Here is a 24,367-nt window from a genome sequence, read left to right on the forward strand (position 1 = left end):
ATCGTCTTGATTGCATTAAGGCGCGAAGCTTTCTGACCTCGCGCCTCATCAGCTGACTGGCTGGCTAACCAGCCCTACTTCAAGCCGTCGCAAAAACCCCAGCGATGCTTTCAAAGAGAGGAAGCCCGTCCGTCCCGCCCATCAGCGGGTCCACCAGGTCTTCCGGGTGTGGCATCATGCCCAGGATGCGGCGGTTCTCGCTCAGGATGCCGGCGATGTTGTCGATGGCGCCGTTGCGGTTGGCTTCCGGGGTCGCCTCGCCGGCGGGTGTGACATAGCGGAAGGCGACGCAGTCCTCGCCCTTGAGGCGGGCCAGGGTCTCGGCATCGCAGAAGAAATTGCCGTCGCCATGCGCCATCGGCGCCCGGTACGTCTCGGCCTTTTGCCAGCGGCTGGTGAAGGGGCTGTCCGCCGTCTCGACGCGCAGGTGGCAGTCCATCGACAGGAAGCGCAGCCCGGCGTTGCGCAGCAGGGCGCCCGGCAGCAGCCCGGCCTCGGTCAGGATCTGAAAGCCGTTGCAGACGCCCAGGATATGGCCGCCCTTGGCCGCGAAATCGGCGATGGCGGGCATGATCGGCGAGCGCGCCGCCATGGCGCCGCAGCGCAGGTAGTCGCCATGCGAGAAGCCGCCGGGCAGCACGACCAGGTCGGTGCCGGCGGGAAGCTGGGTCTCGCGGTGGAACAGGATGGTCGGCTTCCGCCCCGTCGCCTTCTCGAGCGCGATGGCCATGTCGCGCTCGCGGTTGGTGCCGGGGAAGAGGATGATGACGGCGTTCATGCGGCGGCCTCGGCGGCAGGGAAGGGAGAGGGGAGGGGGCGGCGGGTCACTGCAGCCAGACCTTGATCCAGTGCAGCCCGCCCATCAGCAGGATGGTGGCGACGGAGGCGATGGCAGCGGCGGTGATCCAGAGGTCGATGCCCGCCTTGCCGCGGGCCAGGAAGCCCGGGCGGGGGGCAGCGCGGCGGCCGCGCGGGGCAGGGGGCGCGGCGGCCTGGCGGGATGCCTCCATCCGCGCCTGGCGCCAGCGCAGCCCCATGCCGACCATGACGGTCAGCAGCAGCATGATCAGCAGCGAGGCCTTGATCATGCGGGGCGGTTCCCGGCCGCTCTCCGGGCCTCAGGCCAGCTCGATGCGGAAGCTCTCGATGACCGTGTTGGCCAGGAGCTTCTTCGCCATGGCCTCGGCGGCCGCGCGGGCGGCGGCGGGGTCGGTCTCGGCCAGCTCCAGCTCGATGATCTTGCCGGTGCGGACCTCGCCCACGCCGCCGAAGCCGAGCGTGCCGAGCGCGTGCTCGATCGCCTTGCCCTGGGGGTCGAGCACGCCGGCCTTGGGCATGACGGTGACGATGGCCTTCATTTTCTGCTCCGGGCTCGGGCTGGGGCGGGTATCGGTGGGGCGGGCGGCGGTCACTGCATCATCTCCGGCCCCTTCATGTCGCGCACCCCGGCCTCGGGCAGGATGCCGAGGCGGCGGGCGACTTCCTGGTAGCCTTCCTCGACCTTGCCGAGGTCGCGGCGGAAGCGGTCCTTGTCCATCTTCTCGCCGGTCTTGACGTCCCAGAGGCGGCAATTGTCCGGGCTGATCTCGTCGGCCAGGACGATGCGCATCTCGTCATTCTCATACAGCCGGCCGAACTCGATCTTGAAGTCGACCAGGACGATGCCGACGCCGAGGAACAACCCGCAGAGGAAGTCGTTGATGCGGAGCGTCAGGGCGACCATGTCGTCCAGGTCCTGGGTCGAGGCCCAGCCGAAGCAGGTGATGTGCTCCTCGGAGACCATCGGGTCCTGCAGCGCGTCGTTCTTGTAGTAGTATTCGACGATCGAGCGCGGCAGGCGGGTGCCTTCCTGCAGCCCGAGGCGGGTGGCCAGCGAACCAGCGGCGACGTTGCGCACCACGACCTCGAGCGGGATGATCTCGACCTCGCGGATCAGCTGCTCGCGCATGTTCAGGCGGCGGATGAAATGGGTCGGCACGCCGATCTCGGACAGCCGCGTCATCAGGTATTCGCTGATGCGGTTGTTCAGCACGCCCTTGCCGGTGATGATGCCCTTCTTGGCGCCGTTGCGGGCGGTGGCGTCATCCTTGAAGTACTGGACCAGGGTGCCGGGCTCGGGGCCTTCGAACAGGACCTTGGCCTTACCTTCATAGAGTTGCCGGCGACGCGCCATGATCCAGGAATCCCTCTGGCCGCCGGGACGAGGGCCGGCGGCGTTCGCGGGGCCGTATAGCAGGAGGGGGGGCGGCTCGCCACCGCCGATGGCTGCAGGCCGCCCATGCCAGGGGCTCAGCCGTCGAGGGTGACGCCGGTCAGCGCGACCAGTTCGGCCCAGCGGGCGACCTCCTGGCGCTGGAAGCCGGCGAAGGGGGCAGGGCCAAGCGGCGCCGGGGTGAAGCCGGCGGCGGTCAGGCGGGCCTGCATCGGCGGCTCGGCCAGGGCGGCGAGCACGGCCTGGGCGATGCGCTCGACCCGGCCGGGGGCGGTGCCGGCGGGGGCGAAGAGGCCGAACCAGGCGTCGACCGCCAGATAGGGGGCGCCGGCCTCGGCGGCGGTGGGCACCTCGGGGATCTCGGCCAGGCGCTCGGGCGTGCCGATGGCGAGGATGCGCAGCTTGCCCTCGCGCACCAGCGGCGCCACGGAAGGGTAGGTCGCGACATAGAAGTCGACATAGCCGGCGGCGGTGTCGTCGGCCGCCGCGCCGGCGCCGCGATAGGGGGCGTGCTGCGCCTTGAGATGCGCGCGCCGCACCAGCGTCTCGCCCAGGATATGGCTGGCCGAGCCGGCCTGGGAGGAGGCGTAGGTCAGCGTCGCGCCGCCGCGGCCGCGGGCGATGAGGGCGGCCAGCGTCGCGTCCGGCGAGTCCGGGGCCACCACCAGGGCGTGCGGCACGGTGGCCAGGCGGGCGACGGGGGTGAAGCTGTCGATCACCTGGTAGGGCAGGCGGGGCATCATCGCCTGGTTGCTGGCATGCGTCTGGTTGTGGCCGAGCACCAGGGTGTTGCCGTCCGGCGCCGCCTTGGCCGCGGCCTCGGCGCCGACCACGCCGCCGCCGCCGGCGCGGTTGTCGATGGCGACCGGCTGGCCGAGGGCGGCGGCCGCCCGCTCGCCCAGTGCGCGCGCCAGGATGTCGGTGGAGCCGCCGGGGGGCGCGGGGACGATGATGCGCAGCGGGGAGGCCTGGGCGCGCGCTGCTGCCGGCATGGCGAGGCCTGCGGCCATGGCAAGGCGGCGCGTGAGCATGGGGCACCCTCGGGATCGTGAGGCGTCTAGGTCGCCCGATGTGGCGGGGAGGTCAAGCAGAGTCCCGCCTCTGCGTTGTGGCGCCAACAGAAGGCGGGGTCCGGGGGGATACTATCCCCCCGGAGTCTTCGCTTGCTTCAGGCCGCCTCCAGCTTCTCCTGCAATTCCAGCCACTCTTCCTCCAGCGTCGCGATCTGCTTGGTGAGGAAGCCGTGCTTCTGGGTGACCTTGGCGATCTCGGAGGGCTTGAAGCGCTCATGCGTCGCCGGATCGGCCAGCTTGCTGGCGATCAGCTCGGCCTCGCGCTGCATGCGGGCCATGTCGGCCTCGATCTGGGTGACGCGCTCGCGGAGGGGGGCGAGGGCCGCGCGGGCCTCGGCGCGCTCGCGGCGGTCGTCGCGCGGCTTTTCCTTCTGCGGCGAGCCGGCCTGGCGGGCGGCACGGGCGCGCTCGGTCAGGTACTGGCGGTAGTCGTCGAGGTCGCCGTCGAAGGGGGTGACCTTGCCCTCGCCGACCAGCCAGAGCTTGTCGGCGGCGAGCTCCACCAGATGCGGGTCGTGGGTGATCAGCACCACGGCACCGCGGTAGTCGGCCAGCGCCCGCACCAGCGCCTCGCGCGCGTCGATGTCGAGATGGTTGGTCGGCTCGTCGAGGATCAGCAGCTGCGGCGCCTCGCGGGTGCAGAGCGCCAGCAGCAGCCGCCCCTTCTCGCCGCCGGAGAGCGAGGAGATGATGGTGGTCGCGCGCTCCTCATCCAGGCCGAAGCGGGCGAGCTGGGCGCGGCACTGGGTCTCGGTCGCCTTGGGGCCGAGCGCGTCCTGCATGTGGCTGAGCGGGGTGCCGGCGAGGTTCAGCTCCTCCGCCTGGTGCTGGGCGAAATAGCCGACCTTCAGCCGCGGGGCGCGCTTGACCTCGCCGCGGAAGGGCTCGAGCCGGCCGGCGATCAGCTTGGCCAGGGTCGACTTGCCGTTGCCATTGGCGCCGAGCAGCGCGATGCGGTCCTCCTGGTCGAGGCGCAGGTCGAGATTGCCCAGGATGGTGCGGTTGTCATAGCCGACATCGGCGCGGGCGAGGGCCAGGATCGGCGGCGGCAGCTCGGCCGGCTCGGGGAAGGCGAAGCGGGTGACGTGGTCCTCGACCACCGCCTCGATGGCGGGCAGCTTCTCCAGCGCCTTCAGGCGGGACTGCGCCTGGCGGGCCTTGGTCGCCTTGGCGCGGAAGCGGTCGACGAAGGACTGCATATGCGCCCGCTGCGCCGCGATTTTTTCGTTCTGCGCGACCTGCTGGGCGGCGCGCTCCGTCCGGATGCGGACGAAGTTGTTGTAGTTGCCCGGATAGAGCGTGATCTTGCGCTGGTCGAGATGGGCGATGGCGTCCACCCCGCGCTCCAGCAGGCCGCGATCATGGCTGACCACCAGGGCGGCGCCGGGGAAGCGGGCCAGCCACCCCTCCAGCCAGATGGTGGCTTCCAGGTCGAGGTGGTTGGTCGGCTCGTCCAGCAGCAGCAGGTCGGGCTCGAGGAACAGCGCGCTGGCCAGCGCCACGCGCATCCGCCAGCCACCGGAGAATTCGCTCACCGGGCGCAGCTGCGCCGCCGCGTCGAAGCCCAGGCCCGAGAGCACGGTGGCGGCGCGGGCCGGCGCGCTGTCGGCGCGGATGGCGATCAGCCGGTCATGGATCTCGCCGATGCGGGTGGCGTCCTGCTGGCTCTCTACCTCCTGCAGCAGGGCGTGGCGCTCGGTGTCGGCGGCCAGCACGGTGTCGATCAGGCTGGTCGGGCCGCCCGGCGCCTCCTGCGCCACATGGGTCATGCGGGCGCGGGCGGCGAGCCGGATCTCGCCGCCATCGGGCGCCAGCTGGCCGGTGATGGCGCGCAGCATGGTCGACTTGCCGGCGCCGTTGCGGCCGACCAGGCCGATCTTGCGGCCGGGATCGACCATCAGGTCGGCACCCTCCAGCAGGGGGCGGCCGGCGATGCGGATGGTCAGGTCACGGATGGCGAGAACGGTCATGCGCGGTCGTTTAGAGCAGATGCCGCCCGGTCGGAAAGCGTGTCGTCACGCTTCGTCATGCGCGCCCTGCGGGGGTGGCCCTGGTGGCGGGCGGGGTGGCGCCCTAGAGTCAGGCGAGTTTCCCTTCCAGGTGTCGCCTTGCCCGAGAGCCCCCGCGCCGCATGAGCCTGACCGCCGCCCTGCCGCTGCTGGGACCGCGCGGCGCCAAGGCGCGCCGGCGGCTGGGCTGGGCGGCCGCCATCTCGCTGGCGCTGCATTTGGCGATCGGCCTGGCGCTGCTGCTCTGGCCGCAGCCGAAGCAGCTCCCGGAACCCTTCGGCGGCGAGGGGGTCGAGGTGGTGTTCCAGCCGCAGGAAGACGGCCCGCCGCTGCCGCAGACGCAGCAGCCTGTGGGGGCGCCGCCCGCCGCCGGCGCGCCCGCGCCGCTGGAGGCGCCGGAGCCCGACGCGCCGCCGCTGCCCTCGGTCCCGCCGCCGCCGCCCCCGCCGCCGATGGCCGCCGCCCCGCCGCCGCCCGCGCCCCCCGCGCCGCCGGTCGAGCAGGCGGCGCCGCCACCCCCCCCCGCGCCGCCCTCGGAGGCGACGGCGCCGCCGCGACCGCAGCCGCTGGCCCTGCCGCCGCCACCGCCGCAGGCGCCGCCCGACACGGTGCTGCTGCCGCCGCCGACCCCGCAGACCCAGGCCGAGGCGCTGCCGACGCCGCCGCCGCCCGCGCCGCCGCTGCCGGATTTCTCGGCCGAGCTGTCGCCGCCGACGCCCTTCCGGCTGCAGCCGCAGCGCCAGGAGGCGCCGCCGCGCCCGGCGCCGCGGCCGCAGGCGCCGGAGCGCAACCCCTTTGCCGGGACGACGCAGCTGGGCCGCGAGGCGACGCGGCCGCTGGCCAGCGCGCCGCCACGCCCGCGCCCGGCGCCGGGCCGGCCGGGGACGCTGGACCTGGCGCTGGGCTCGGTGCCGGCGCCGGCCATGCCGCGCGGGGCGCCGGCGCCGGGCTCCTCGGGCTCGTTCAGCCATCTGGGCGGGGCGACGCCGGGGCAGGGCTGGGTCCGCGCCTTCCAGTCCTGGGTGCAGCGCCGCGGCTTCTACCCGCCGCAGGCCGCCCAGGCGGGGGAGGACGGGACGACGGTGGTGGACATGGAAGTGGCGCGCGACGGCCGCATCCTCTGGGCCCGGATTTCCGACCGGTCAGGGTCGCGCTGGCTGGATGCGGCGTCGATCTCCTTGTTCCGGGACCAGGTGGGGCCGGCCTTCACCTGGGAGATGCAGGGAGAGACGACCCAGGTGCGGTTTACTCTCCACTACCATCTGATTATGCGTTAGGCGTGGTTTTATCCTCAGTAAGAAAACTATATTTTGTCGAAGGCGGATCCGACTTTCGGCAGAAATAACTGCTGATAGCGTTTTGCTGCGTATTCATCAGTCATTCCGGCAATGTAGTCGCATATAACTCTCGCTCTATCGCCCTCACTTCCTGCTTTTTCCAAGCGCTGCCTGTCACTGTTCGGTAGAAGGCGCTCCGGATCTGTCATGAATGCGTTAAAAAGATCAGTGATTATTTTTTGCCCCTTGAATTCTAGATTCTGAACAGCTGTTGACTTGATGACAAACTTTTCCACAAGCTTATGGAGGTTCTCTCGCATCTTGGCTGCAGAAGGACCCATTTTTGCATTTAGGCCAAGATTTCTCTCTGAGAATAAAGAGCTGTTTGTTTTATCCAAATCAACGCTGATGATGCAAAAATTGACTAGAGCGCCGATAGCTTTTTTTCGGAGATGCGTCGATTGCGAAAACAGGGAGTTAATTAATTCATCAAAATTCATACCCTTTGGCGATTTCTTAAAACATTCAAAGTCAGACTCGCAAATGTTTTTAACAAAATTGTCCCTAGAGAGGAAATTTAGCGCTATAGCATCCTCGAGATCATGAATTCCGTAAGCTATATCATCCGCTATCTCCATAATAGAGGTGTCTAAAGATTTGTATTTTGTCTTTCTATGCTTCTCAACAACATTTCCATTTTTATCTTGCTCGTTTTCTGAGAATGTTTCAGTAAATTTACTCCAGTCTTCTGAAGAGAATTCCGCCGCGAGCCATTCATTCACGAACTTTTCTTCGTTATCCAAATAGCACTTTGGCGGTTTTTGTGATTTGGAATTGAATAAAGGATTCAAAGCCTCTGAGTCGTCATTTGGGTAAAAATTCACGTTGACTGATTTGCTATAGGGCGATGGGTACTTTAAAATCCCAAGTATAGTTCGTCGGGTTAAGTTCATTCCAAAATCAGGATGATAAGATTCTAATTGAGTCAGTATCCGCAACGTTTGGCCGTTGCCTTCGAAGCCACCATGATTCCTCATGCATCGATTGAGTGCGACTTCGCCCCCGTGACCGAATGGCGGATGGCCAAGATCATGAGCCAAGCAAACTGATCTAATTAAAGATGATCCTGGGAATAGGTCTTCACCTAATTCTTTTCCATATTTATTTTGTAAATCTCGAGCGATACCCTCTCCAATTTGGCTGACTTCAAGGGAGTGGGTAAGCCGGGTTCGATAGAAGTCACTATCGCCAAGTCCAAGGACCTGCGTTTTTGACTGGAGTCTCCTAAACGAAGCGGAGTGGATTATGCGAGCATAGTCGCGATCGAAGTCGTCTCTGCCATCATCCAAGGCAATTGGGTCTCGGCGAGCTTTCCAATCGACCAAAATCTTTCTCCCTAGTTGGATTGATCGCATTAACGAACATTCCGCGCAGGGAAATCAAGATCGGGTAGAGTGATTGAGGGTTAAATTAACCACCGTATCGATATCGTTTTTGAGCTCGCCGAGTTGAACGGTCACCCCCTCAAAATCATCCCCTTCTCCCCCTCCGGCTCTGCCTCCAGATAGCCTTCCACATAGATCCGCCGTACCAGCATCAGCAGCACCGCGGCCAGCGGCGTCGCCAGCAGCATGCCCAAAAAGCCGTAGACCAGGCCGAAGCCCAGCAGGGCGACGATGGTCACCGCTTCCGGCAGGTCGACATTGCGGCGCTGGACATAGGGGGTGACCAGGTAGCTCTCGACCGACTGCACGGCCAGGTAGACGCCGACCACGGCCAGCGCCTCCTGCGGCCCCTGGGCCAGGCCCAGCAGCACGCCGGGCACCGCCGAGAGCACCGGCCCCACCGTCGGGATGAAGGCCAGCAGCGCGGCGATCAGCCCGAGGACGGGGGCCAGCGGCACGCCGACCAGCCAGAGGCCGAGGCCGGTCAGGCTGCCCACCACCGCCATGCAGATCAGCTGGGCGCCCAGCCAGCCGCGCAGCGTCGCCGCCGCCTCCTCGGCCAGCGCCCGGGCGCGCGGGCGCAGCGAGGGCGCCAGCAGCGCCTCGATGCCGCGGCGGTAGAGGGCAGGGTCGAGCGCGAAATACAGCCCCAGGAAGACCACCAGCACCAGGTTGGCCAGGGCGCCGAGGGTGCTGTTCAGCGCGCTGAAGGCGGTGGTCCCGCCGCCGGCGGGCAGCGAAATATTGCCGGATTGCAGGCGGGACAGCAGCTCCTGGCCCCAGCGGTAATGCGACAGCCGCTCGGACAGGCTGGCGGCGGCGGCGGGCACCTGCTGCCACAGCTCGTTCAGCTGGTCGGCGATCGGGCGGGCGGCCAGCAGGCCGGTGGCGGCGCTCAGCAGCAGCAGCAGCAGGATGAACAGCCCGACGCCCACGCCGTTGGAGACCGGCAGCACCCGGCGCAGCAGCATGCTGCCCGAGAACAGGAAGACGCCGAGCAGCGTGGCGGCGAAGACCAGCAGCGGCACTTCCGGCAAGAGCCAGAGCAGCAGCCCCAGCACCACGGACAGCACGATCAGCGAAACACCCCGGCGCGACATGCGCGACCTCCCCCGACAGCCCAGCGCGCACGGAAGGCAAAGGCCGGGGGAGCTGCTCCCCCGGACCCCCAATCCGTTCCGTGCTGCAACCGCCTGGTGGGGGTTCGGCGCCCTTCTGGCGCCGACCTTGCCGCGCCGCTTGCGCGGGCACGGTTGCCGGGACAACGCCCCCGCACGGCGAAGGTTGCGCTCGAAAATACGCGGGAGGATGCCGGCCGTGGTCGCGCGGCCGCCACGACAGGCGCATGACAAAGCGCGGGAATCCGCCGGCGCGCGGCCGGATTCGGGGCAGGGCGGGGGCAAAGCCGGGGCAAGCCCCTTGCGCCAGCGGGCAACCCCGCCTATCCGGCGGCGGCAAGACCCTTGTCCCCCCCTGCGAAGGAACACGCCCATGGCCGTCGAGCGCACCCTGTCGATCATCAAGCCCGATGCGACCCGCCGCAACCTGACCGGCAAGATCAACGCCAAGTTCGAGGATGCCGGCCTGCGCATCGTCGCGCAGAAGCGCGTCCAGCTCTCCGACGCCCAGGCCGGCGCCTTCTATGCCGAGCACAAGGCGCGCCCCTTCTATGGCGACCTGGTCTCCTTCATGACCAGCGGCCCGGTGGTGGTGCAGGTCCTCGAGGGTGAGGGCGCGATCGCCAAGAACCGCGAGATCATGGGCGCCACCAACCCGGCGAACGCCGCCGAGGGCACCATCCGCAAGGAATTCGCCGAGAGCATCGAGGCGAACTCCGTGCACGGCTCGGACGGCCCCGAGGCCGCCGCCCGCGAGGTCTCCTTCTTCTTCGCCGGCACCGAGATCGTCGGCTGATTTTCGACGTGGGGGCCGGCCGATGGCCGGCCCCGGCGGCGCGCGACAAAAAAGGCGGCGCCCGGGTTCACCCCGGACGCCGCCTTTTGCCGTTCCGGCGGGAACGAAGGCTCAGCCGGCGAAGAGGTAGAGCAGCGCCAGGATGAGAATGGTGGCGCCGATGCCCCAGGTGGTGGCCTTGGTGAAGGCCTCCCAGCCATGGGTGCGCTCGGCGATGATGTCGTCCGCCTTCACTTCCACGTAGTCGATCTGATGCGTCGCCTCGGCCATGGGGTTCCCTCTCTCCGCGGAGCCTTTCCGCCCCAGCAATAGGCAGCGGGGCGGCGGGGGGCAATAGGTTTGGCGGCGCAACCGCCGGCCGGCCGCCGGGTTGCGCCGGCGTGTCATCCGGAGGACCGCCCATGCCGATCGCGCTCGAAGGCTCCTGCCGCTGCGGCGCCGTGCGCTTCACGCTCGACAGCCACACGCCGCATCCCTACCAGCGCTGCTACTGCAGCATCTGCCGCAAGACGGCGGGGGGCGGCGGCTATGCCATCAACATCATGGGCACCGCCGCCAGCCTGGCGGTGACCAGGCGCCCTGCCATCTACCGCGCGACGCTGCGCGCCGATGACGGCTCCTGCCGGACCAGCAGCGGACAGCGGCATTTCTGCCCGGCCTGCGCCAGCGCGCTCTGGCTGGCCGATCCGGAGTGGCCGGCGCTGGTGCATCCCTTCGCCTCGGCGATCGACACGCCGCTGCCGGTGCCGCCGAGCACGACCCACCTGATGCTGCTCTACAAGCCCGCCTGGGTGGTGCCGCAGATCGCCGAGGGCGATGCCGTCTTCGACGAATACCCCGGCGAATCGATCGAGGCCTGGCACCGGTCGCGCGGGCTCTGGGTGGATTAGCGCCCCAGGATCCCGGCCGAGAACAGCACCCAGGGCCCGCCCAGCAGCAGCGCCAGCACCACGGCCAGGCCGAAGAGCTGCGCCAGCAGCCCCAGGGCCAGGCCGCGCAGCACGCCGCGGCGGGCGCGGGCGGCGGCCTCGGCGGGCGGTTCCTGGCCGAGCAGCAGCCCGCCGGGCCCGGGCAGCAGCCGGCCGTCGAGGCCGGGGGGATCGCCCGGCGCGGCCGGCGCCGGCAGGCCGAGCGCGAAGAGCGGCTGCGAGGGCAGCACCAGCTGCTCGGCATAGCGGTAGCGGCGGCCGAGCAGCCCGCCGGTCCATTCGGCCAGCAGGCCGGGCTCGCCATCCGGGCGAGGGGCGCCGCCGGTCCAGGCCCTGGCGCGCAGCAGGCGGGTGTCGACCGGATCGGGGCAGAGCAGGATGCGATGGCCCTGCGGCGTCACCAGCAGGAAGGGATCGCGGCTGGCGCCGGATTCCGCGATCTCCCAGCGGCCGCGGCGGCCGTTCGGCAGGCTGCTGCCGGCCTGCCAGGCCTCGACCGTCCAGGCTTCCCAGAGACAGGAATTGCCGGAGAGCGTCGCCGGCCGCAGCGCGCCCAGCGGCGCCGTGGTGCCCTCGACCAGCACCGTGCCCGGCGGCGGCTGGCGCAGCCGGCCCGCCGCCTGCCAGGTGGTCCAGGCGCGCCAGAGCGTGGTGCCGATGCTGATCGCGAGGATGCCGAAGAAGAGCAGGTGGAAATCGAGGCCGGCCATGCGGGCCAAGGTGACGCTGCGCCGCGGGGGCGGCAAGGGGGGGCTAGCGCGGGCGCAGCCAGCCGAACAGGGTGAAGAGCAGCATGGCCCCGGCCATGCCCAGCAGGAGCAGGCCGATGCTGCGCCAGGTGGCGAGGGATCGTCCGGCCAGGTCGGGATGGTCCGGGGTGACCGAGACCGGGGGCAGGGCGCGGTAGAGGACGGGCATGCGCTGGCCCAGGGTCAGGCGGCTGGCGAAGTCCCGGTCGGCGGGCCAGTCGGCCAGCACGCTGGTGCCGTCCGGCCGGTCGATGCGGAAGCGCAGCACCAGCATGGTGCCGTTCTTGACCGGCCGCTCGAAGGCGGTGGTGAGCTGGGCTTCGGTCCGTTCGATGTAGCGGTCGGCGCGCGACACGGCGATCGGCCCGACGAACCAGACGACCAGTCCGATGGTGCCGAGCATGACGGACCAGGTGATCCGCACGATGAGGGTGGAGAGCTGGCAGGAGCGGCCGGAGAGCATGCGCCAGCTTAAGCGCTGCCGTTCCCACGGCCAAAGAACAGAAAGAAAAGAAGGGGGGTCCGGGGGAATTCCTTCCCCCGGCTTATTCTACGGCCGGATCAAAACCCGACCTTGTCCGCCCCCTTGAGTTCGAGGATCTCGCGCGCCTCGTCCGGCGTGGCCACTTCCAGCCCGAGCCCCTCGATGATCTGCCGCGCCAGCCGCACCTGCTGGGCGTTGGATTCGGCGAACTTGCCCGGCCCGGCCCAGAGGCTGTCCTCCAGGCCGACGCGGATATTGCCGCCCATGGCCGCCGCCATGGCGGCGATCGGCAGCTGGTTGCGCCCGGCGCCCAGCACCGACCAGCGGTAATTGTCGCCGAACAGCCGGTCGGCGGTGCGCTTCATGTGCAGCACGTCTTCCGGATGGGCGCCGATGCCGCCCTGCAGCCCGAACACCGTCTGGACGAAGAGCGGCCCCTTCACGATGCCCTGGTCGAGGAAATACTTCAGGTTGTACAGGTGCGAGGTGTCGTAACACTCGAACTCGAAGCGGGTGCCGTTCTCCGCGCAGGTGGTGAGAATGTATTCGATGTCCGCAAAGCTGTTGCGGAAGATGATGCCCTTGTCGGAGAGGTAGTCCTTCTCCCACTGGTGCTTGAAGTCCTTGAAGCGGTTCAGCATGCCGAACAGGCCGAAATTCATGCTGCCCATGTTCAGGCTGGCGACTTCGGGCTTGTGGGTGGCGGCGGGGCGGACGCGTTCCTCGATGGTCATGGTCGGCGCGCCGCCGGTGGTGATGTTCACCACGCAGTCGCTGCGCTGCTTGATCACCTGCAGGAACGGCGAGAAGCCCTCCGGCGTCTGGTCGGGGCGGCCGTCGACCGGGTTGCGGGCATGCAGGTGGACGATGGCGGCCCCGGCCTCGGCGGCGCCGATGGCGGCATCGGCGATCTGCTCGGCGGTCACCGGCAGGGCGGCCGACATGCTCGGCGTGTGGATGGCGCCCGTCACGGCGCAGGTGATGATGACCTTGCGGCTGGCCATGTCGTGTTCCTCAGCTTTCCTGTGACTGCTTGTGGGCGCGCAGCGCCGCCAGGCGGCGGTCGCGGGCCCGCATCTTTTCCGGAAGGCCCTCGGTTGGGCCCCATTGCGACAGAATCGTCGCGGTGGCGGCCTCGCCATAGACCTCGGGCTTCGCCGGATCGGCGGCGAGCCGCTTGTAGAAGCCGGTGTAGCGCGCGCAGTAATCGGCGATGCCGCCGGGCGCATTCAGCTCGATGGTCTCGAAGGGCCCCATGAAGGACCAGCGCAGGCCGAGCCCGTCCTTCACCGTGTGGTCCAGGTCCTGCGGCGTGACATAGCCTTCCGACACCAGGCGGAAGGCTTCGGCCAGCAGCGCGCCCTGCAGGCGGTTCAGGACGAAGCCCTCGACCTCCTTCAGCACCGCGATCGGTACCTGGCCGATGCTGGCATAGATCTCGCGGGCGCGGGCGATGGTCTCCGGCGCAGTCCAGTCGGCGCCGGAGAGCTCCACCAGCGGGATCAGGTGCGGCGGGTTGACCGGATGCGCCACCAGGCAGCGATGGCGGCCGGGCAGCGCCTCGGTGAAGAGCGAGGTGCGGATCGCCGAGGACGACGACGCCAGGATGCAGCCCGGCGGCGCCAGGCGGTCGAGCTCGGCGAAGAGGGCCTGCTTGATTTCCAGCGTCTCCGGGCCGTTTTCCTGGACGAGGTCGGCGTTGCTCACCGCATCGGCCAGGCTCGACGCCGCGCGGATGCGCGACGCCGCGGCGACCGGGTCGTCGCAGAGGCCTTGGGCCGCCAGGTCCTTCAGCCCCTCGGCGCAGAGGGAAATCGCGCCCTCCGCGACGCCGGGGGCCGTGTCGTGCAAGGCCACTTCCCAGCCGGCTCTGGAAAAGATCATCGCCCAGGCGCGGCCGATCAGGCCGCTGCCGACGATCGCGACGGTGTGGGTCACAGCCAGAGAACCTTCCTGCGCAGCTCGGGATCGTCGCGCAGCAGGGCGGAGGCGCCGCGCCAGGTCACGGCGCCGCGCTCCAGCGCCACGGTGCTGTCCGACAGCGCCAGCGCGAGATCCAGATTGTGGTCGACGATGATGATGGACAGTTCCTGCCGCAGCTTGTCGAAGGCCTCGAACAGCTCTTCCGTCACGGCGGGGGAGAGACCCTCGAAAGGCTCGTCCAGCAGCAGCAGGCGGGTGTCGCCGGACAGGGCGCGGGCGACGGCGACCATCTGCTGCTCGCCGCCGGAGAGGGCGTCGGCCGGCGTCCGCCAGCGCTGCTTCAGGCGCGGGAAGACCTCCAGCACCTTCTCCTCCGGCCAGTGGTCGCCCTCGCCGGTCAGGCGCTTGAGGCGGCCCAGCGTCAGGTTCTCCGCCACCGACATGCCGGCGAAGAGGCCGCGGCCCTGGGGCACGAAGCTGACGCCGAGGCGGGCGATGCGGTCCGCCCCCAGCCCGGCGATCTCGCGCCCGGCCAGCTTCATGCTGCCGCTGGCGGGGCGGGTGATGCCGATGATCGACTTCAGCAGCGTCGACTTGCCGGCGCCGTTGCGCCCCAGCAGCGCCAGGATCTCGTTGCGGTGCAGGCCGAAGGAGACGCCCTGCAGGATGTGGCTCTTGCCGTAGAAGGTGTTGATGCCTTCCACCTCCAGCAGCGGCTCGGCGATGGCGGCCGAGGGGCGCGGCCGGGCGGCGATGGCCGCGGTGCCGGAACCGAGATAGACCGCCTGCACCCGCGGATCGGTGCGGGCGTCCTCGACGCTGCCATCGACCAGCACCTCGCCGTCATTCATCACGGTGACGCGGTCGGCCAGGGCGAAGACGCGGTCGATGTCGTGCTCCACCAGCAGCACGGGGATGTCGGTGGAGACGCGCTTGATCAGCTCTCCGACGCGCGCACGTTCCGCCGTGGCGAGACCCGCGAGAGGCTCGTCCAGAAGAAGAATCCGCGGGCGGGTGGCGACGGCGACCGCCATGTCGACCAGGCGCTGGCCGCCATAGGAGAGCGCGCCGGCCTCGGCACGCTCGATGCCGGCCAGGCCCATCCAGCCCAGCAGCACGCGCGTATCCTCCGCCATGTCGTCATAATCGGCGGCGTTGCGCCACAGGCCGAAGCGCTTCGGGTGCCGCGCCTGGATGGCGAGGCGCAGGTTCTCGGCGATCGACAGGCCAGGGAAGAGGTTGGTGATCTGGAAGGAACGGCCGATGCCCGCCCGGGTGATCGCCTGCGGGCTGAGGCCGGTGGCGTCGCGCCCGTCCAGCATGACCTTGCCTGAATCCGGCGGGAACATGCCGGAGAGCAGGTTGAAGGCGCTGGTCTTGCCGGCGCCGTTCGGGCCGATCAGCGCATGCAGCTGGCGGTCGCCGACCGCGAAGCTGACCCCCTTCACCGCCTGGATCCTGCCGAAGGCCTTCTTGAGATCCTGCGCCGCCAGCACCGGGCCGTTCGCCGTGCCCGGCCGGATGAAGCGCGGCGGCACGGGTTCGGGGGTTGCCGTGCGGCGGGCCGACATGGCCGCGTCTTCCACGGTCTTCTTCAGGAAGGGCGCGACCAGCCGCTTGCCGACGCCGACCAGACCGTCCGGCGAGAAGACGATGAAGCCGACGAAGAGCAGGCCGAAGACCAGCAGCCAGTTCGCCGTGTAGATGGACAGGAATTCGCGGAACAGGATGTAGAAGAGCGCGCCGAGGGCCGGGCCCAGGAAGCTGCGCATGCCGCCGATCACGACCATGGCCAGCAGCTCGCCGGAGAAGGCGATGGCGATCGGCTCGGCCGAGGCGAAGCGGTGGTTATAGGCCGAGAGCATGCCGGCCAGCGCGGTGACCCCGGCCGAGAGCACGAAGGCCAGGATCTTGTAGTGGTTGGTGTCGTAGCCGACGAAACGGGCGCGCTGCTCGTTCTCGCGGATGGCGACCAGCACGGTGCCGGCCGGCGCGTGGTGGAAGCGCCAGAGGCCCAGCACCACCAGCATGGCGATGACCGCGACCACGGCATAGTAGCTGCCGGCGTCCTCGAGGAAGGCATAGCGGGTGATGCCGCCGAAGCCGTCCTCGCCGCCGGTCAGCGCGGTCCAGCGGAAGGCCGTGGTGAACAGCATCGCGGTGAGCGCCAGCGTCAGCAGCGAGAAATAGACGCCGGAGCGGCGCAGGATCAGCAGGCCGGCCAGCGTGGCCAGCGCCAGCACCAGCCCCATGCCGAGGATCACCGGCAGGATCATGTCGCCGGGGAAGAAATGGCGCTGCAGGATGCCGGCGGCATAGGCGCCGATGCCGAACCAGGCACCATGGCCGAAGGAGACCAGGCCGGTATGCCCGACCAGGATGTTCAGCCCCATCACGGCGATGGCGAAGACGACGACATCGGTCGCCGACTTCATGGTCAGGCCGAGGACGGGCAGCAGCAGCGGCAGGGCGATCAGGGCCGCGGCGGCGATCGCCAGCGGGCGGAGGTCACGGAGCATGGATGGGGCGCCTCACTCGAACTTCGCGATGCGTTCGCCGAAGAGCCCGCGCGGGCGCAGCAGCAGGACCAGCAGCATGAGGAGATAGACCGAGGCCTCGGTTGCCGGCGGCCAGGCATAGGCCGCGATGCCGCGCACCACGCCGACGATCAGCGCGGCGACGACCACGCCCCAGAAGGAGCCGAGCCCGCCGATGACGACGACGACGAAGGCGAAGGTCAGGATCTCGGCGCCCATCGCCGGATGCACGCCGATCACCGGCGCCAGCATGACGCCGGCCAGCGCGGCGAGGCCCACTGCGATCATCACCACCGCGGACATGTAGGGCTTCAGCGAGATGCCGAGCGCGCCGACCATGTCCGGGTTCTGCACGCCGGCGCGCACCACGCGGCCGAAATGCGTCCGCTGCAGCAGCAGCCAGAGCCCGGCGACACAGAGCGCCGCGACCAGCAGGATCAGCAGGCGATAGCGCGAGTAGATGAACTCGCCGATGAAGACCTGGCCGCGCAGCTCGGGCGGGATCGAGAAGGGCAGCGGCGGCGCGCCGAAGATCATGCGCAGGCTCTGCTCGGCGACCATGGCCAGGCCGAAGGTCAGCAGCAGCGACAGGATCGGGTCGGCGCGGTAGAAGCGGCGCAGCAGGAAGCGCTCGATCACCAGGCCGAGCAGGCCGACCAGCACGGGCGCGGCCACGAAGGCGCCGCCGAAGCCGATATGCGGGGCCAGCGCGACGGTCAGATAGGCGCCGATGGCATAGAAGGCGCCATGCGCCAGGTTGACGATGCCGCCCAGGCTGAAGATCAGCGACAGGCCGAGGGCGATCAGCAGGTAATAGGCGCCGATCAGCAGGCCGTTCAGCACCTGCTCGAGAAGGAAGACGATTTCCAAGGCGGGGCTCCTGCGCCGGGAAGGGCGCCGGCAGCGCGGATCTGCGCGCCGGCGCGGGCTGTCAGGTCGGGAAGGTGCAGCTGGCCTCTTCCGGGGTGGAGGCGATGGCCTCCAGGCTCTCCTCCGGCCCGGGCAGCGGCGCCGAGGAGGTGAAGAGGTCGTAGCGATCCTTCTGCTCGGCCGGCGGCAGGGCGGTGATCGCGTACATCTCGGTCATGATCTGGTGGTCACGGGCGCGGAAATAGGCCTCGCGCGACTTCTGCACGTCGAACTTGGCGCCGCTCTCCAGGTATTCGACGATGCGCGGGCCGTCGGTGCCCTTGGTCTCGGCCATGGCGCGGGCCAGGATCTTGACGGCGTTGTAGTCGCCCCAGGCCTGGTTCTCCGGCGGCCGGCCGAAGCGGCCGCGGAAATCGGCGGTGAACTTCTTCGCCGAGGGGTTGTCCAGGCGGTGGTGCCACATGGTCGGCCAGGTGCCGAGGAAGTTGCCCTGCCCGGCGCCCCAGGCCAGCGCCGTGTCGAAGCCGAAGCCGGCGACCGGGAAGCGCAGGCCGAATTCCGAATACTGCTTCAGGAAGTTGGTGATCTGCGCGCCGGCCAGGTTGGCGACGATCACGTCCGGCCGCGCCTGGCGCAGCTTCAGCAGGAACGGGGAGAAATCCGTCAGCTCGGTCGGGATCAGGTCCTCGTTGGTGACATTGCCGCCATTCTCGCCGATGAACTTCTTGGCGACGCGCAGCAGGTCATGGCCGAAGGCATAATCGGCGGTCAGGGCATAGATCTTCTTGCCCTTGATCAGACCCTGCTGGACCAGGGCGCGGCCCACCGCCTTCACATACATCGAGTTCTGGCCCTCGATGTGGAACATGAACTTGCGGCAGTCGGTGCTGCGCAGCGCGTCCGAATTGGCGCCGGTGTTGATGAACAGCGCGCGCTCGCGCTGCACCACCTGGCCTATCGCCAGCGCCGAGGCGGAATTGATCTCGCCGACGATGCAGGAGACCTTGTCGCGCTGGATGTAGCGCTCGGCCTTGGCGCTCGCCGTCTGCGGGTTGACGCTGTCCTCGAACAGCATCTCCAGCTTGCGGCCGTTGATGCCGCCGGCCGCGTTGATCTCGTCCGAGGCCAGCTGCGCGGCCTGCACGGCGAACTCGCCCAGCGGGCCAAGAAAGCCGGTGCGCGGCGTCAGGTGGCCGATGCGGATCACATCGGACTGCGCGTAGGAAATGGCAGGGGCGGCCAGCAGCGCGGCAGCGCTGAGCATCGCCCCCCGCCGCGTGATGCGGGGAAGCTCGGTCATCCTCGGGGTCCTCTCCTCGTACGGGCAGCGGGTTTCTTCGGGTCCGCTTGCCGATCGCCGCGATCACCATGAAAAATGTGATCTGTGATCACGGTCAGGCTTGCCTATCCGCGCCGGATTGTCCAGAGGGAATGCGTGACCCTCGCCATCGCCACCCTGCCGCTGCTGGAACGCCGCACCCTGGCGGAATCGGCCTATGCCCATCTGCGCGACCTGCTGGCCTCCGGCCGCGTCGCGCCGGGGGAGAAGCTTTCTCTCAGAGACCTGTCGGAGGCTCTCGGAGTTTCCGTCATGCCGGTGCGGGAGGCGGTCAGCCGGCTGACCGCCGATGGCGCGCTGGAGGTGGCGCCGAACCGCGCCGTGCGGGTTCCGGTGATGAACTGCCGCCAGTTCCGCGAGCTGGCCGATGTGCGCGCCGGGATCGAGGGCTGGGCCGCCAGCCTGGCCGCCACCACGCGCAGCGCGGCGCAGCTGGAAGACATCGCCGCCGCCGAGGCCGCGCTGCGCGCCGCGCCGGGGGCGTCCGATCTCGGCCATGCGGTGCAGCTGAACCGCGACTTCCATTTCGCCATCTATGGCGCGGCGGGGCTGCCGATTCTGGTCGACGTGATCGGCGGGCTCTGGCTGAAGGCCGGGCCGGTGATCAACCTGGACCTGCGGCATTCGCGCGACCGGCTGACGACGGGGCATGCGCTGCGCTGCCATGCCGCGGCGCTGGCCGCCATCCGGCTCGGCGATGCCGAGGCCGCGCGCGCCGCCATCGCCGAGGACATCACCCGCGCCGCCGACTTCATCATCGACAAGGGCGGGCTGCCGGCGGGCTAGGGTTCTTTCGTTTGCTGCATGGGGAGGAAAAGAAAAATGGACATGGGTCTGCAGGGCGCGCGGGTGCTGGTCACCGCCGGCGCCAATGGCATCGGCCGCGCGGTGGTGGAGGGCTTCCTGGCCGAGGGCGCGCGGGTCTTCACCTGCGACGTCGACGCGGCCGGGCTGGCGACGCTGCCGCCCGGGGTCGGGCATTGCCGCGCCGATGTCGCCGACCGCACCCAGGTGGCGGCGCTGTTCGAGGCGGCGCTGGAGGAGCTCGGCGGGCTCGACGTGCTGGTGAACAATGCCGGCATCGCCGGCCCCACCGGGCGGCTGGAGGAGATCAACCCGGAGGACTGGGACCGCTGCCTCGAGGTCTGCCTGTCCAGCCAGTTCAACTGCACGCGGCTGGCCATCCCGCATCTGCGGCGCTCGGCCAATGCCAGCATCGTCAACCTGTCCTCGGCCGCCGGCAAACATGGCTTCGGGCTGCGCAGCCCCTATGCGGCGGCGAAATGGGGGGTGATCGGGCTGACCAAGTCGCTGGCCATCGAGCTCGGCGATGACGGCATCCGGGTCAATGCCATCCTGCCCGGCCTGGTCGCCGGCGACCGCCAGCGCCGCGTGCTGGAGGCCAAGGCGCAGCAGCGCGGCATCGGCTTCGCCGAGATGGAGCGCCAGGCCTTCTCCTTCACCTCGATCAAGGAATACGTCACGCCGCAGCAGCTGGCCGACCAGATTCTCTTCCTGTGCTCGCCGCGCGGGCGGACCATCTCGGGCCAGGCGATCAGCGTGGATGGCGATACGCGGATGCTGTCCTGACGGGTCACAGCCCGTCGCAGGGGGTGGCGCGGCTCGTGCGTTCCAGCGGTGCCGTCTCCGGCCCCTCGGGCAGGTTGCGCGCGTAGAGGCTGGCGATGGTGCCGCAGGCGGCGGTGGCGGCGTCGTCCATCTGGTCGATGACCTCGCCATCGCCCCAGCCGAAGGCGGGCCGCCCGGCGCAGAAGGCGCGGTCGGAGGCGATCCGGCAGCGGCGGAAGGCATTGCCGGCGCGGGCGAAGCGCGCGCCGAGCAGCGGCGAGGTCTGCATCCGTGCCGCCACCGCGCAAGGCATGCCGGCGCGGTAGGTGAAGCTCAGCCGGGTGGCGGCGCCGTCGGCGGCCTCGGCCGTCGCGGTCCAGAGCGAGACGCCGTCGGTCGCCAGGGTGAAGCCGGCCCCGGGCAGGCGGGCGCGGATGTCGTCGGCGGTGACGCAGGCGAAGGCGGGAAGATTGCCGAAGCTGAGCTCGGATTCGCGCCAGGCCATCGGCTTGTCGCGGCCGCTGCAATGCGCGATGTCGTCGCGGCGATAGGCCACCGCCGGCGCGCCGATCACGGATGGCGGGTTGATGGTGAAGCCCGGGATGGTCCGGCCCTGCATCCCGCCCGGCATCGCCACATACCAGGCGCTGGCCGGCGTCAGCGCCAGCTGCCACTGCGAGCGCGCGTCATAGGGGTTGCGGCAGTCCTGCCCCGGCGCCACGCGCTGCACCGGGGTGCCGGACAGGTCCAGCGCCAGCCGCTGGCCGACCGCCTGCGGGTCGTCCAGCCCGTCGCGCAGCAGCCCGGCCAGCTGGGTCAGGAACCAGGCCTTGCGCGCCGCCGGCGCCAGGCTGGCGGGGTCCTCCGTGGCGGGGTCTTCCGCCCGGGCGCCGAGCGAGACCAGGCAGAAACCGGCGAGCAGCAGGCGGCGGAGCGGCATGGGCCAGGGAATCCTCGCGGCGGGACAGAGGCCTTCCTGGTGGCATGAAGCGCGGCCGGCGTCGCCGGGCGGCTAGGTCACGTCCTGCGGAAGATCCGCCAGCTCGCCGATGGTGATCGGCTTGTAGGGCGCGCGCGGGCGCAGCGCCCCGGCCTCGGCGATGGGAATGCCGCGGGTCTCGGCGATCAGCGCGGCCACGGTGGTGCCGCAGAAGCGGCCCTGGCAGGGGCCCATGCCGGCGCGCAGATAGGCCTTGGCCTGGTTCGGGCCGGTCGCCCCCATCCGGGCGGCCTGGCGCACCGCGCCGGCGGTGACCTCCTCGCAGCGGCAGACCAGGGTGGCGTCGTCGGGCGGCGCCAGTACCGCGTTGGAGGGGCGATAGAGCCGGTCGAGGAAGGGCCGCAGGGCGAGCGCCGCCCTCAGCTCGGCCCGTGGCTGGGCCGCGCGGGCGTCGCGCGCCGCGGTGTCGATCCGCCCCAGGCGATGCGCCGCGTCCAGCGCGGCCAGCGCGCCCGAGGCCATCGCCGCCTGCCAGCCGCCGATGCCGCCGCCATCGCCGGCGACCGCCACGAAGCCGTCGCTGCTGGCGCCCCAGGCGTCCAGCACCGGGCGCCAGCAGCGCTGCGCCGCGTCCCATTCATGCTCGAGCCCCATGGCGCGGGAGATGTGCGTGCCGGGGATGACGCCCTCGTGCAGCAGCAGCGTGTCGGCATCGACGGCGCCGCCATCCTGCCAGTGGACGCGCTGCACGCGGCCCTCGCCCTCGGCGCGCAGCTGCTGCACGTCGCGGAGGATGCGCATGCCGGAGGCGCGGGCTTCCAGCATCAGCGCCGCCCCCTTGGCCAGCGCGGCGCGCCCGGCCCAGAGCCCGCCGCGCGACAGGGCGGCGCGCAGCGAGCCCGGCCGCGTGGTCTCCAGCAGCGCCACGGGCGGCGCCCCGGCGCGCGCCAGCTGCACCGCCAGCAGCCAGAGCAGCGGGCCCTGGCCGGCCAGCACGGTGCGGCCGCGCGGCACGGCGCCGGCCTGCTTCAGCAGGATCTGCGCCGCGCCCGCGCCCATGACGCCGGGCAGGGTCCAGCCGGGGATCGGCACCGGCCGTTCCTGCGCGCCGGTGGCCAGCAGCAGGCGGCGGGCGGTGATCTCGCCCGGACCGGCGGGCGCCTTGACCGAGAGCAGGCCGGTCCCGGTATCGGCGTGCCAGAGCGTGGTCTCCGGCCGGTAGTCGACATTCGGCATGGCGCGGAAGCGGCGCACCAGGGCCGCGCCCGCCTCGGCATACTCGCCGCGCAGCGCCGGGTCGCCGGCGGCGCGCTCGACATTCCGGAAAATCTGGCCGCCGGGGGCGGGCTGCTCGTCGAGGACGATGACGGCGAGGCCGAGGCCGGCGGCCTGCAGCGCCGCGCTCATCCCCGCCGGGCCGGCGCCGATGATCGCCAGGTCGAAGGGCAGGGCGCTCATGCCAGGTCGTCCGCTTGGGCCAGGCGGGCGCCGTCCTGCCGGGCGATGCGCATGCCGGGGCGGATGGCGACCATGCAGGCCTGGCGGTTGGCCACGCCGTCGATCACCGCCAGGCAGTCGAAGCAGACGCCCATCATGCAGAAGGGCAGCCTTGGCGCGCCGCTCACCGGGGTGGTGCGGCTGGCGGGCAGGCCGGCCAGCAGCAGGGCGGCGGCGGCAGTGGCGCCCTCGGGGACGGCGATGGCGCGGCCCTCGACCAGGACTTCCACGGTGGGGGCGCCGGCAGGGCGCGCGTCAGGCCGCGTGGCGAACATCGAAGCGTCCCGCAGAGAAGAGGTCGAGGGCAGGGTCCAGCGCGCCGGCGGCGATCATCGGCGCCAGGCGGTTGGCATGGGTGCCGGCCAGCGTCACGCCGGAATGGCAATTGGCGGTGAAGGCGCCGGGGAAGCGCGCCGACTGGTCGTAGATCGGCAGGCCGTCGGGCGCCATCACCCGCAGCGCCGACCAGGCGCGCACCAGGTTCAGATCGGCGATCCAGGGGAAGCACTGCACCGCGCGCTGCGCCATGCGGCGCATCACCTCGGGCTGCTGGCTGACATCGAAGCCGGCATCCTCCTTGCTGTCGCCGATCAGCAGGCTGCCCTCCTCGGTCTGGCGCAGGCTGACGGTGGGCATCGGCAGGAGATGGCGGGCACGCTCGGTGACCAGGATCTGGCCGCGCTCCGGCCGCACCGGCGCCGAGAGCCCGAAGCGCGGGGCCAGTTCGGCATTGCCGAGGCCGGCGGTCAGCACGATGCGTGGCGCCTCGGCGACATAGTCGCCGGCCTCGACGCGGAAGTCGTTCGGCGCGGCGCGGCTGCCGGTCAGACGGCTGTTCGGGCGGTAGGTGCCGCCGAGATCGGTGAAGCCGCGATGCAGCGCCCGCAATAGATAGAGTGGGCTGGCATGGCCGTCATAGGGCGTCCAGCTCAGCCCGACCACCTTCGGGCCCAGGCCGGGCAGCATGTCGCGCGCCTCCGCGCCGCGGACCATGCGGTAGTCCAGGCCGAAATTCCCGGCCTCCCGCTGCAGCTGCGCCATATGGGACGAGCGCGCCTCGAACTCCGCCTCCGACAGGCAGAGGCTGACGCCGCCGGGCTGCTGCAGCCCGGTGCCGATCCCCGTCCGCGCCAGCAGATCGGCGGCCAGCGACGGCCATTCCTCGGCCGAGCCGCGGGTCCAGCGCTGGTAATGCGGCGCGCCCAGCCCCTTGGACTGCACCCAGACCAGGCCGAAATTGCCGCGGCTGGCGCGGAAGGCGATGTCGCCCTCGTCCAGCAGCAGGCAGTTCAGGCCGAGCCGCTGCAGGCCGTAGCCGATGGCGGCGCCCACCAGGCCACCGCCGATCAGGAGGGCGTCGAAGCGTTCGGGGGTCATGCGCGGCTCTCTCCGGTCAGCGGCCGGTCGATCGGGTGGAAGCGGCCCAGCGCCACCAGCCCCCGCGCGGTCGCCGCGGCCCGCACCACGGAGACAGGGGAAGCCAGCGGATCGGTCATCGGTCGATAGAGGCGAAGCGGCGCCGGGGCAACGGCGTCCCGCTCCCGGCCCGGCGGCGGCCCCGACCGGCGCCTCGCCCGGAGAACCGCGCCGGAAGGGCTTT

At 70.1% G+C, this 24,367-nt stretch carries 26 protein-coding genes; 5 read left to right on the forward strand and 21 right to left on the reverse strand.

Features of this window, described 5'->3' with window-relative positions; genetic code table 11:
• Nucleotides 1-79: 79 nt before the first annotated feature.
• From purQ to WFI16_RS01225, 6 genes are all read right to left on the reverse strand, one after another.
• A complete protein-coding gene (purQ, locus tag WFI16_RS01200; protein ID WP_419895961.1) occupies nucleotides 80-778 on the reverse strand; it encodes a phosphoribosylformylglycinamidine synthase subunit PurQ in 699 nt (232 codons plus the stop codon).
• 46 nt (nucleotides 779-824) lie between these two features.
• Nucleotides 825-1,088: a hypothetical protein gene (locus WFI16_RS01205; RefSeq protein WP_419895962.1), complete on the reverse strand. Its 264-nt coding sequence runs from the start codon at nucleotides 1,086-1,088 to the stop codon at nucleotides 825-827.
• 30 nt (nucleotides 1,089-1,118) lie between these two features.
• Nucleotides 1,119-1,358: a phosphoribosylformylglycinamidine synthase subunit PurS gene (gene purS / locus WFI16_RS01210; protein WP_076959815.1), complete on the reverse strand. Its 240-nt coding sequence runs from the start codon at nucleotides 1,356-1,358 to the stop codon at nucleotides 1,119-1,121.
• A gap of 50 nt (nucleotides 1,359-1,408) precedes the next feature.
• Nucleotides 1,409-2,173 (reverse strand): phosphoribosylaminoimidazolesuccinocarboxamide synthase, encoded by a 765-nt coding sequence (gene purC / locus WFI16_RS01215; protein ID WP_419895963.1) that lies wholly within the window; start codon nucleotides 2,171-2,173, stop codon nucleotides 1,409-1,411.
• A gap of 116 nt (nucleotides 2,174-2,289) precedes the next feature.
• Nucleotides 2,290-3,243 carry a Bug family tripartite tricarboxylate transporter substrate binding protein gene (locus WFI16_RS01220; RefSeq protein WP_419895964.1) on the reverse strand — a complete coding sequence of 318 codons (954 nt, stop codon included), beginning with the start codon at nucleotides 3,241-3,243 and terminating at the stop codon, nucleotides 2,290-2,292.
• Nucleotides 3,244-3,380: 137 nt separating this feature from the next.
• Nucleotides 3,381-5,255: an ABC-F family ATP-binding cassette domain-containing protein gene (locus WFI16_RS01225; protein WP_419895965.1), complete on the reverse strand. Its 1,875-nt coding sequence runs from the start codon at nucleotides 5,253-5,255 to the stop codon at nucleotides 3,381-3,383.
• A gap of 161 nt (nucleotides 5,256-5,416) precedes the next feature.
• Between WFI16_RS01225 and WFI16_RS01230 the strand changes: the two genes are divergently transcribed.
• A complete protein-coding gene (locus WFI16_RS01230; protein WP_419895966.1) occupies nucleotides 5,417-6,571 on the forward strand; it encodes a TonB family protein in 1,155 nt (384 codons plus the stop codon).
• Nucleotides 6,572-6,597: 26 nt separating this feature from the next.
• Here the strand turns inward: WFI16_RS01230 and WFI16_RS01235 are convergent, their stop codons facing one another.
• Entirely contained in the window at nucleotides 6,598-7,956 is a 1,359-nt protein-coding gene (locus WFI16_RS01235) for an anti-phage deoxyguanosine triphosphatase (RefSeq protein ID WP_419895967.1), read from the reverse strand.
• A gap of 131 nt (nucleotides 7,957-8,087) precedes the next feature.
• Nucleotides 8,088-9,116: an AI-2E family transporter gene (locus tag WFI16_RS01240; protein ID WP_419895968.1), complete on the reverse strand. Its 1,029-nt coding sequence runs from the start codon at nucleotides 9,114-9,116 to the stop codon at nucleotides 8,088-8,090.
• A gap of 391 nt (nucleotides 9,117-9,507) precedes the next feature.
• Between WFI16_RS01240 and ndk the strand changes: the two genes are divergently transcribed.
• Entirely contained in the window at nucleotides 9,508-9,930 is a 423-nt protein-coding gene (gene ndk, locus WFI16_RS01245; protein WP_419895969.1) for a nucleoside-diphosphate kinase, read from the forward strand.
• Between the two features lie 111 nt (nucleotides 9,931-10,041).
• Here the strand turns inward: ndk and WFI16_RS01250 are convergent, their stop codons facing one another.
• Nucleotides 10,042-10,200, reverse strand: coding sequence for a preprotein translocase subunit SecE (locus WFI16_RS01250; RefSeq protein WP_419895970.1), 159 nt, complete (start codon nucleotides 10,198-10,200; stop codon nucleotides 10,042-10,044).
• A 131-nt stretch (nucleotides 10,201-10,331) separates the two neighbouring features.
• On the opposite strand from WFI16_RS01250, the gene WFI16_RS01255 reads away from it, so the two are divergent.
• On the forward strand, nucleotides 10,332-10,820 hold the full coding sequence (locus WFI16_RS01255) for a GFA family protein (protein WP_419895971.1): 489 nt from the start codon (nucleotides 10,332-10,334) through the stop codon (nucleotides 10,818-10,820).
• On the opposite strand, the gene WFI16_RS01260 is transcribed toward WFI16_RS01255, so the two are convergent.
• The 7 genes from WFI16_RS01260 to WFI16_RS01290 all read right to left on the reverse strand — a co-directional run bounded on the left by WFI16_RS01260 (nucleotide 10,817) and on the right by WFI16_RS01290 (nucleotide 18,722).
• Complete coding sequence (locus tag WFI16_RS01260) at nucleotides 10,817-11,578, reverse strand: hypothetical protein (protein ID WP_419895972.1); 762 nt, start codon at nucleotides 11,576-11,578, stop codon at nucleotides 10,817-10,819. The two genes, WFI16_RS01255 and WFI16_RS01260, sit on opposite strands and share 4 nt — an antisense overlap.
• A 34-nt stretch (nucleotides 11,579-11,612) precedes the next feature.
• A complete protein-coding gene (locus WFI16_RS01265; protein ID WP_419895973.1) occupies nucleotides 11,613-12,071 on the reverse strand; it encodes a hypothetical protein in 459 nt (152 codons plus the stop codon).
• A 98-nt stretch (nucleotides 12,072-12,169) separates the two neighbouring features.
• Nucleotides 12,170-13,096: a 3-keto-5-aminohexanoate cleavage protein gene (locus WFI16_RS01270; protein ID WP_419895974.1), complete on the reverse strand. Its 927-nt coding sequence runs from the start codon at nucleotides 13,094-13,096 to the stop codon at nucleotides 12,170-12,172.
• A 10-nt stretch (nucleotides 13,097-13,106) separates the two neighbouring features.
• Nucleotides 13,107-14,030, reverse strand: coding sequence for a 3-hydroxyacyl-CoA dehydrogenase (locus WFI16_RS01275; RefSeq protein ID WP_419895975.1), 924 nt, complete (start codon nucleotides 14,028-14,030; stop codon nucleotides 13,107-13,109).
• Nucleotides 14,027-16,534, reverse strand: a complete 2,508-nt coding sequence (locus WFI16_RS01280; RefSeq protein WP_419895976.1) for a branched-chain amino acid ABC transporter ATP-binding protein/permease — start codon at nucleotides 16,532-16,534, stop codon at nucleotides 14,027-14,029. Before WFI16_RS01280 ends, WFI16_RS01275 begins: the two co-directional genes overlap by 4 nt.
• 12 nt (nucleotides 16,535-16,546) lie before the next feature.
• Nucleotides 16,547-17,422 (reverse strand): branched-chain amino acid ABC transporter permease, encoded by an 876-nt coding sequence (locus WFI16_RS01285; protein WP_419895977.1) that lies wholly within the window; start codon nucleotides 17,420-17,422, stop codon nucleotides 16,547-16,549.
• 61 nt (nucleotides 17,423-17,483) lie between these two features.
• Nucleotides 17,484-18,722 carry an ABC transporter substrate-binding protein gene (locus WFI16_RS01290; protein ID WP_419895978.1) on the reverse strand — a complete coding sequence of 413 codons (1,239 nt, stop codon included), beginning with the start codon at nucleotides 18,720-18,722 and terminating at the stop codon, nucleotides 17,484-17,486.
• A gap of 135 nt (nucleotides 18,723-18,857) precedes the next feature.
• Between WFI16_RS01290 and WFI16_RS01295 the strand changes: the two genes are divergently transcribed.
• Nucleotides 18,858-19,547, forward strand: coding sequence for a GntR family transcriptional regulator (locus WFI16_RS01295; protein ID WP_419895979.1), 690 nt, complete (start codon nucleotides 18,858-18,860; stop codon nucleotides 19,545-19,547).
• Nucleotides 19,548-19,583: 36 nt separating this feature from the next.
• Complete coding sequence (locus WFI16_RS01300; RefSeq protein WP_419895980.1) at nucleotides 19,584-20,351, forward strand: SDR family oxidoreductase; 768 nt, start codon at nucleotides 19,584-19,586, stop codon at nucleotides 20,349-20,351.
• 4 nt (nucleotides 20,352-20,355) lie between these two features.
• On the opposite strand, the gene WFI16_RS01305 is transcribed toward WFI16_RS01300, so the two are convergent.
• The 5 genes from WFI16_RS01305 to WFI16_RS01325 form a co-directional block, all read right to left on the reverse strand.
• On the reverse strand, nucleotides 20,356-21,270 hold the full coding sequence (locus tag WFI16_RS01305; protein WP_419895981.1) for a hypothetical protein: 915 nt from the start codon (nucleotides 21,268-21,270) through the stop codon (nucleotides 20,356-20,358).
• A gap of 72 nt (nucleotides 21,271-21,342) precedes the next feature.
• Nucleotides 21,343-22,728, reverse strand: coding sequence for an NAD(P)/FAD-dependent oxidoreductase (locus WFI16_RS01310; protein WP_419895982.1), 1,386 nt, complete (start codon nucleotides 22,726-22,728; stop codon nucleotides 21,343-21,345).
• A complete protein-coding gene (locus WFI16_RS01315; RefSeq protein WP_419895983.1) occupies nucleotides 22,725-23,042 on the reverse strand; it encodes a (2Fe-2S)-binding protein in 318 nt (105 codons plus the stop codon). Before WFI16_RS01315 ends, WFI16_RS01310 begins: the two co-directional genes overlap by 4 nt.
• Complete coding sequence (locus WFI16_RS01320; RefSeq protein ID WP_419895984.1) at nucleotides 23,023-24,144, reverse strand: NAD(P)/FAD-dependent oxidoreductase; 1,122 nt, start codon at nucleotides 24,142-24,144, stop codon at nucleotides 23,023-23,025. Before WFI16_RS01320 ends, WFI16_RS01315 begins: the two co-directional genes overlap by 20 nt.
• The gene (locus tag WFI16_RS01325; protein WP_419895985.1) at nucleotides 24,141-24,263 is read right to left on the reverse strand and encodes a hypothetical protein; all 123 of its coding nucleotides are present in this window, start codon (nucleotides 24,261-24,263) and stop codon (nucleotides 24,141-24,143) included. The genes WFI16_RS01320 and WFI16_RS01325 overlap by 4 nt, the downstream gene beginning before the upstream one ends.
• Nucleotides 24,264-24,367: the final 104 nt, after the last annotated feature.

Source organism: Roseomonas sp. USHLN139 (genome assembly GCF_037145735.1).
GTDB lineage: Bacteria > Pseudomonadota > Alphaproteobacteria > Acetobacterales > Acetobacteraceae > Pseudoroseomonas.

Coding starts and splice junctions, on each gene's coding strand:
- purQ (WP_419895961.1), bottom strand. CDS start 778: ATGAACGCCGTCATCATCCTCTTCCCCGGCACCAACCGCGAGCGCGAC.
- WFI16_RS01205 (WP_419895962.1), bottom strand. CDS start 1,088: ATGATCAAGGCCTCGCTGCTGATCATGCTGCTGCTGACCGTCATGGTC.
- purS (WP_076959815.1), bottom strand. CDS start 1,358: ATGAAGGCCATCGTCACCGTCATGCCCAAGGCCGGCGTGCTCGACCCC.
- purC (WP_419895963.1), bottom strand. CDS start 2,173: ATGGCGCGTCGCCGGCAACTCTATGAAGGTAAGGCCAAGGTCCTGTTC.
- WFI16_RS01220 (WP_419895964.1), bottom strand. CDS start 3,243: ATGCTCACGCGCCGCCTTGCCATGGCCGCAGGCCTCGCCATGCCGGCA.
- WFI16_RS01225 (WP_419895965.1), bottom strand. CDS start 5,255: ATGACCGTTCTCGCCATCCGTGACCTGACCATCCGCATCGCCGGCCGC.
- WFI16_RS01230 (WP_419895966.1), top strand. CDS start 5,417: ATGAGCCTGACCGCCGCCCTGCCGCTGCTGGGACCGCGCGGCGCCAAG.
- WFI16_RS01240 (WP_419895968.1), bottom strand. CDS start 9,116: ATGTCGCGCCGGGGTGTTTCGCTGATCGTGCTGTCCGTGGTGCTGGGG.
- ndk (WP_419895969.1), top strand. CDS start 9,508: ATGGCCGTCGAGCGCACCCTGTCGATCATCAAGCCCGATGCGACCCGC.
- WFI16_RS01250 (WP_419895970.1), bottom strand. CDS start 10,200: ATGGCCGAGGCGACGCATCAGATCGACTACGTGGAAGTGAAGGCGGAC.
- WFI16_RS01255 (WP_419895971.1), top strand. CDS start 10,332: ATGCCGATCGCGCTCGAAGGCTCCTGCCGCTGCGGCGCCGTGCGCTTC.
- WFI16_RS01265 (WP_419895973.1), bottom strand. CDS start 12,071: ATGCTCTCCGGCCGCTCCTGCCAGCTCTCCACCCTCATCGTGCGGATC.
- WFI16_RS01270 (WP_419895974.1), bottom strand. CDS start 13,096: ATGGCCAGCCGCAAGGTCATCATCACCTGCGCCGTGACGGGCGCCATC.
- WFI16_RS01280 (WP_419895976.1), bottom strand. CDS start 16,534: ATGCTCCGTGACCTCCGCCCGCTGGCGATCGCCGCCGCGGCCCTGATC.
- WFI16_RS01290 (WP_419895978.1), bottom strand. CDS start 18,722: ATGACCGAGCTTCCCCGCATCACGCGGCGGGGGGCGATGCTCAGCGCT.
- WFI16_RS01300 (WP_419895980.1), top strand. CDS start 19,584: ATGGACATGGGTCTGCAGGGCGCGCGGGTGCTGGTCACCGCCGGCGCC.
- WFI16_RS01305 (WP_419895981.1), bottom strand. CDS start 21,270: ATGCCGCTCCGCCGCCTGCTGCTCGCCGGTTTCTGCCTGGTCTCGCTC.
- WFI16_RS01310 (WP_419895982.1), bottom strand. CDS start 22,728: ATGAGCGCCCTGCCCTTCGACCTGGCGATCATCGGCGCCGGCCCGGCG.
- WFI16_RS01315 (WP_419895983.1), bottom strand. CDS start 23,042: ATGTTCGCCACGCGGCCTGACGCGCGCCCTGCCGGCGCCCCCACCGTG.
- WFI16_RS01320 (WP_419895984.1), bottom strand. CDS start 24,144: ATGACCCCCGAACGCTTCGACGCCCTCCTGATCGGCGGTGGCCTGGTG.
- WFI16_RS01325 (WP_419895985.1), bottom strand. CDS start 24,263: ATGACCGATCCGCTGGCTTCCCCTGTCTCCGTGGTGCGGGCCGCGGCG.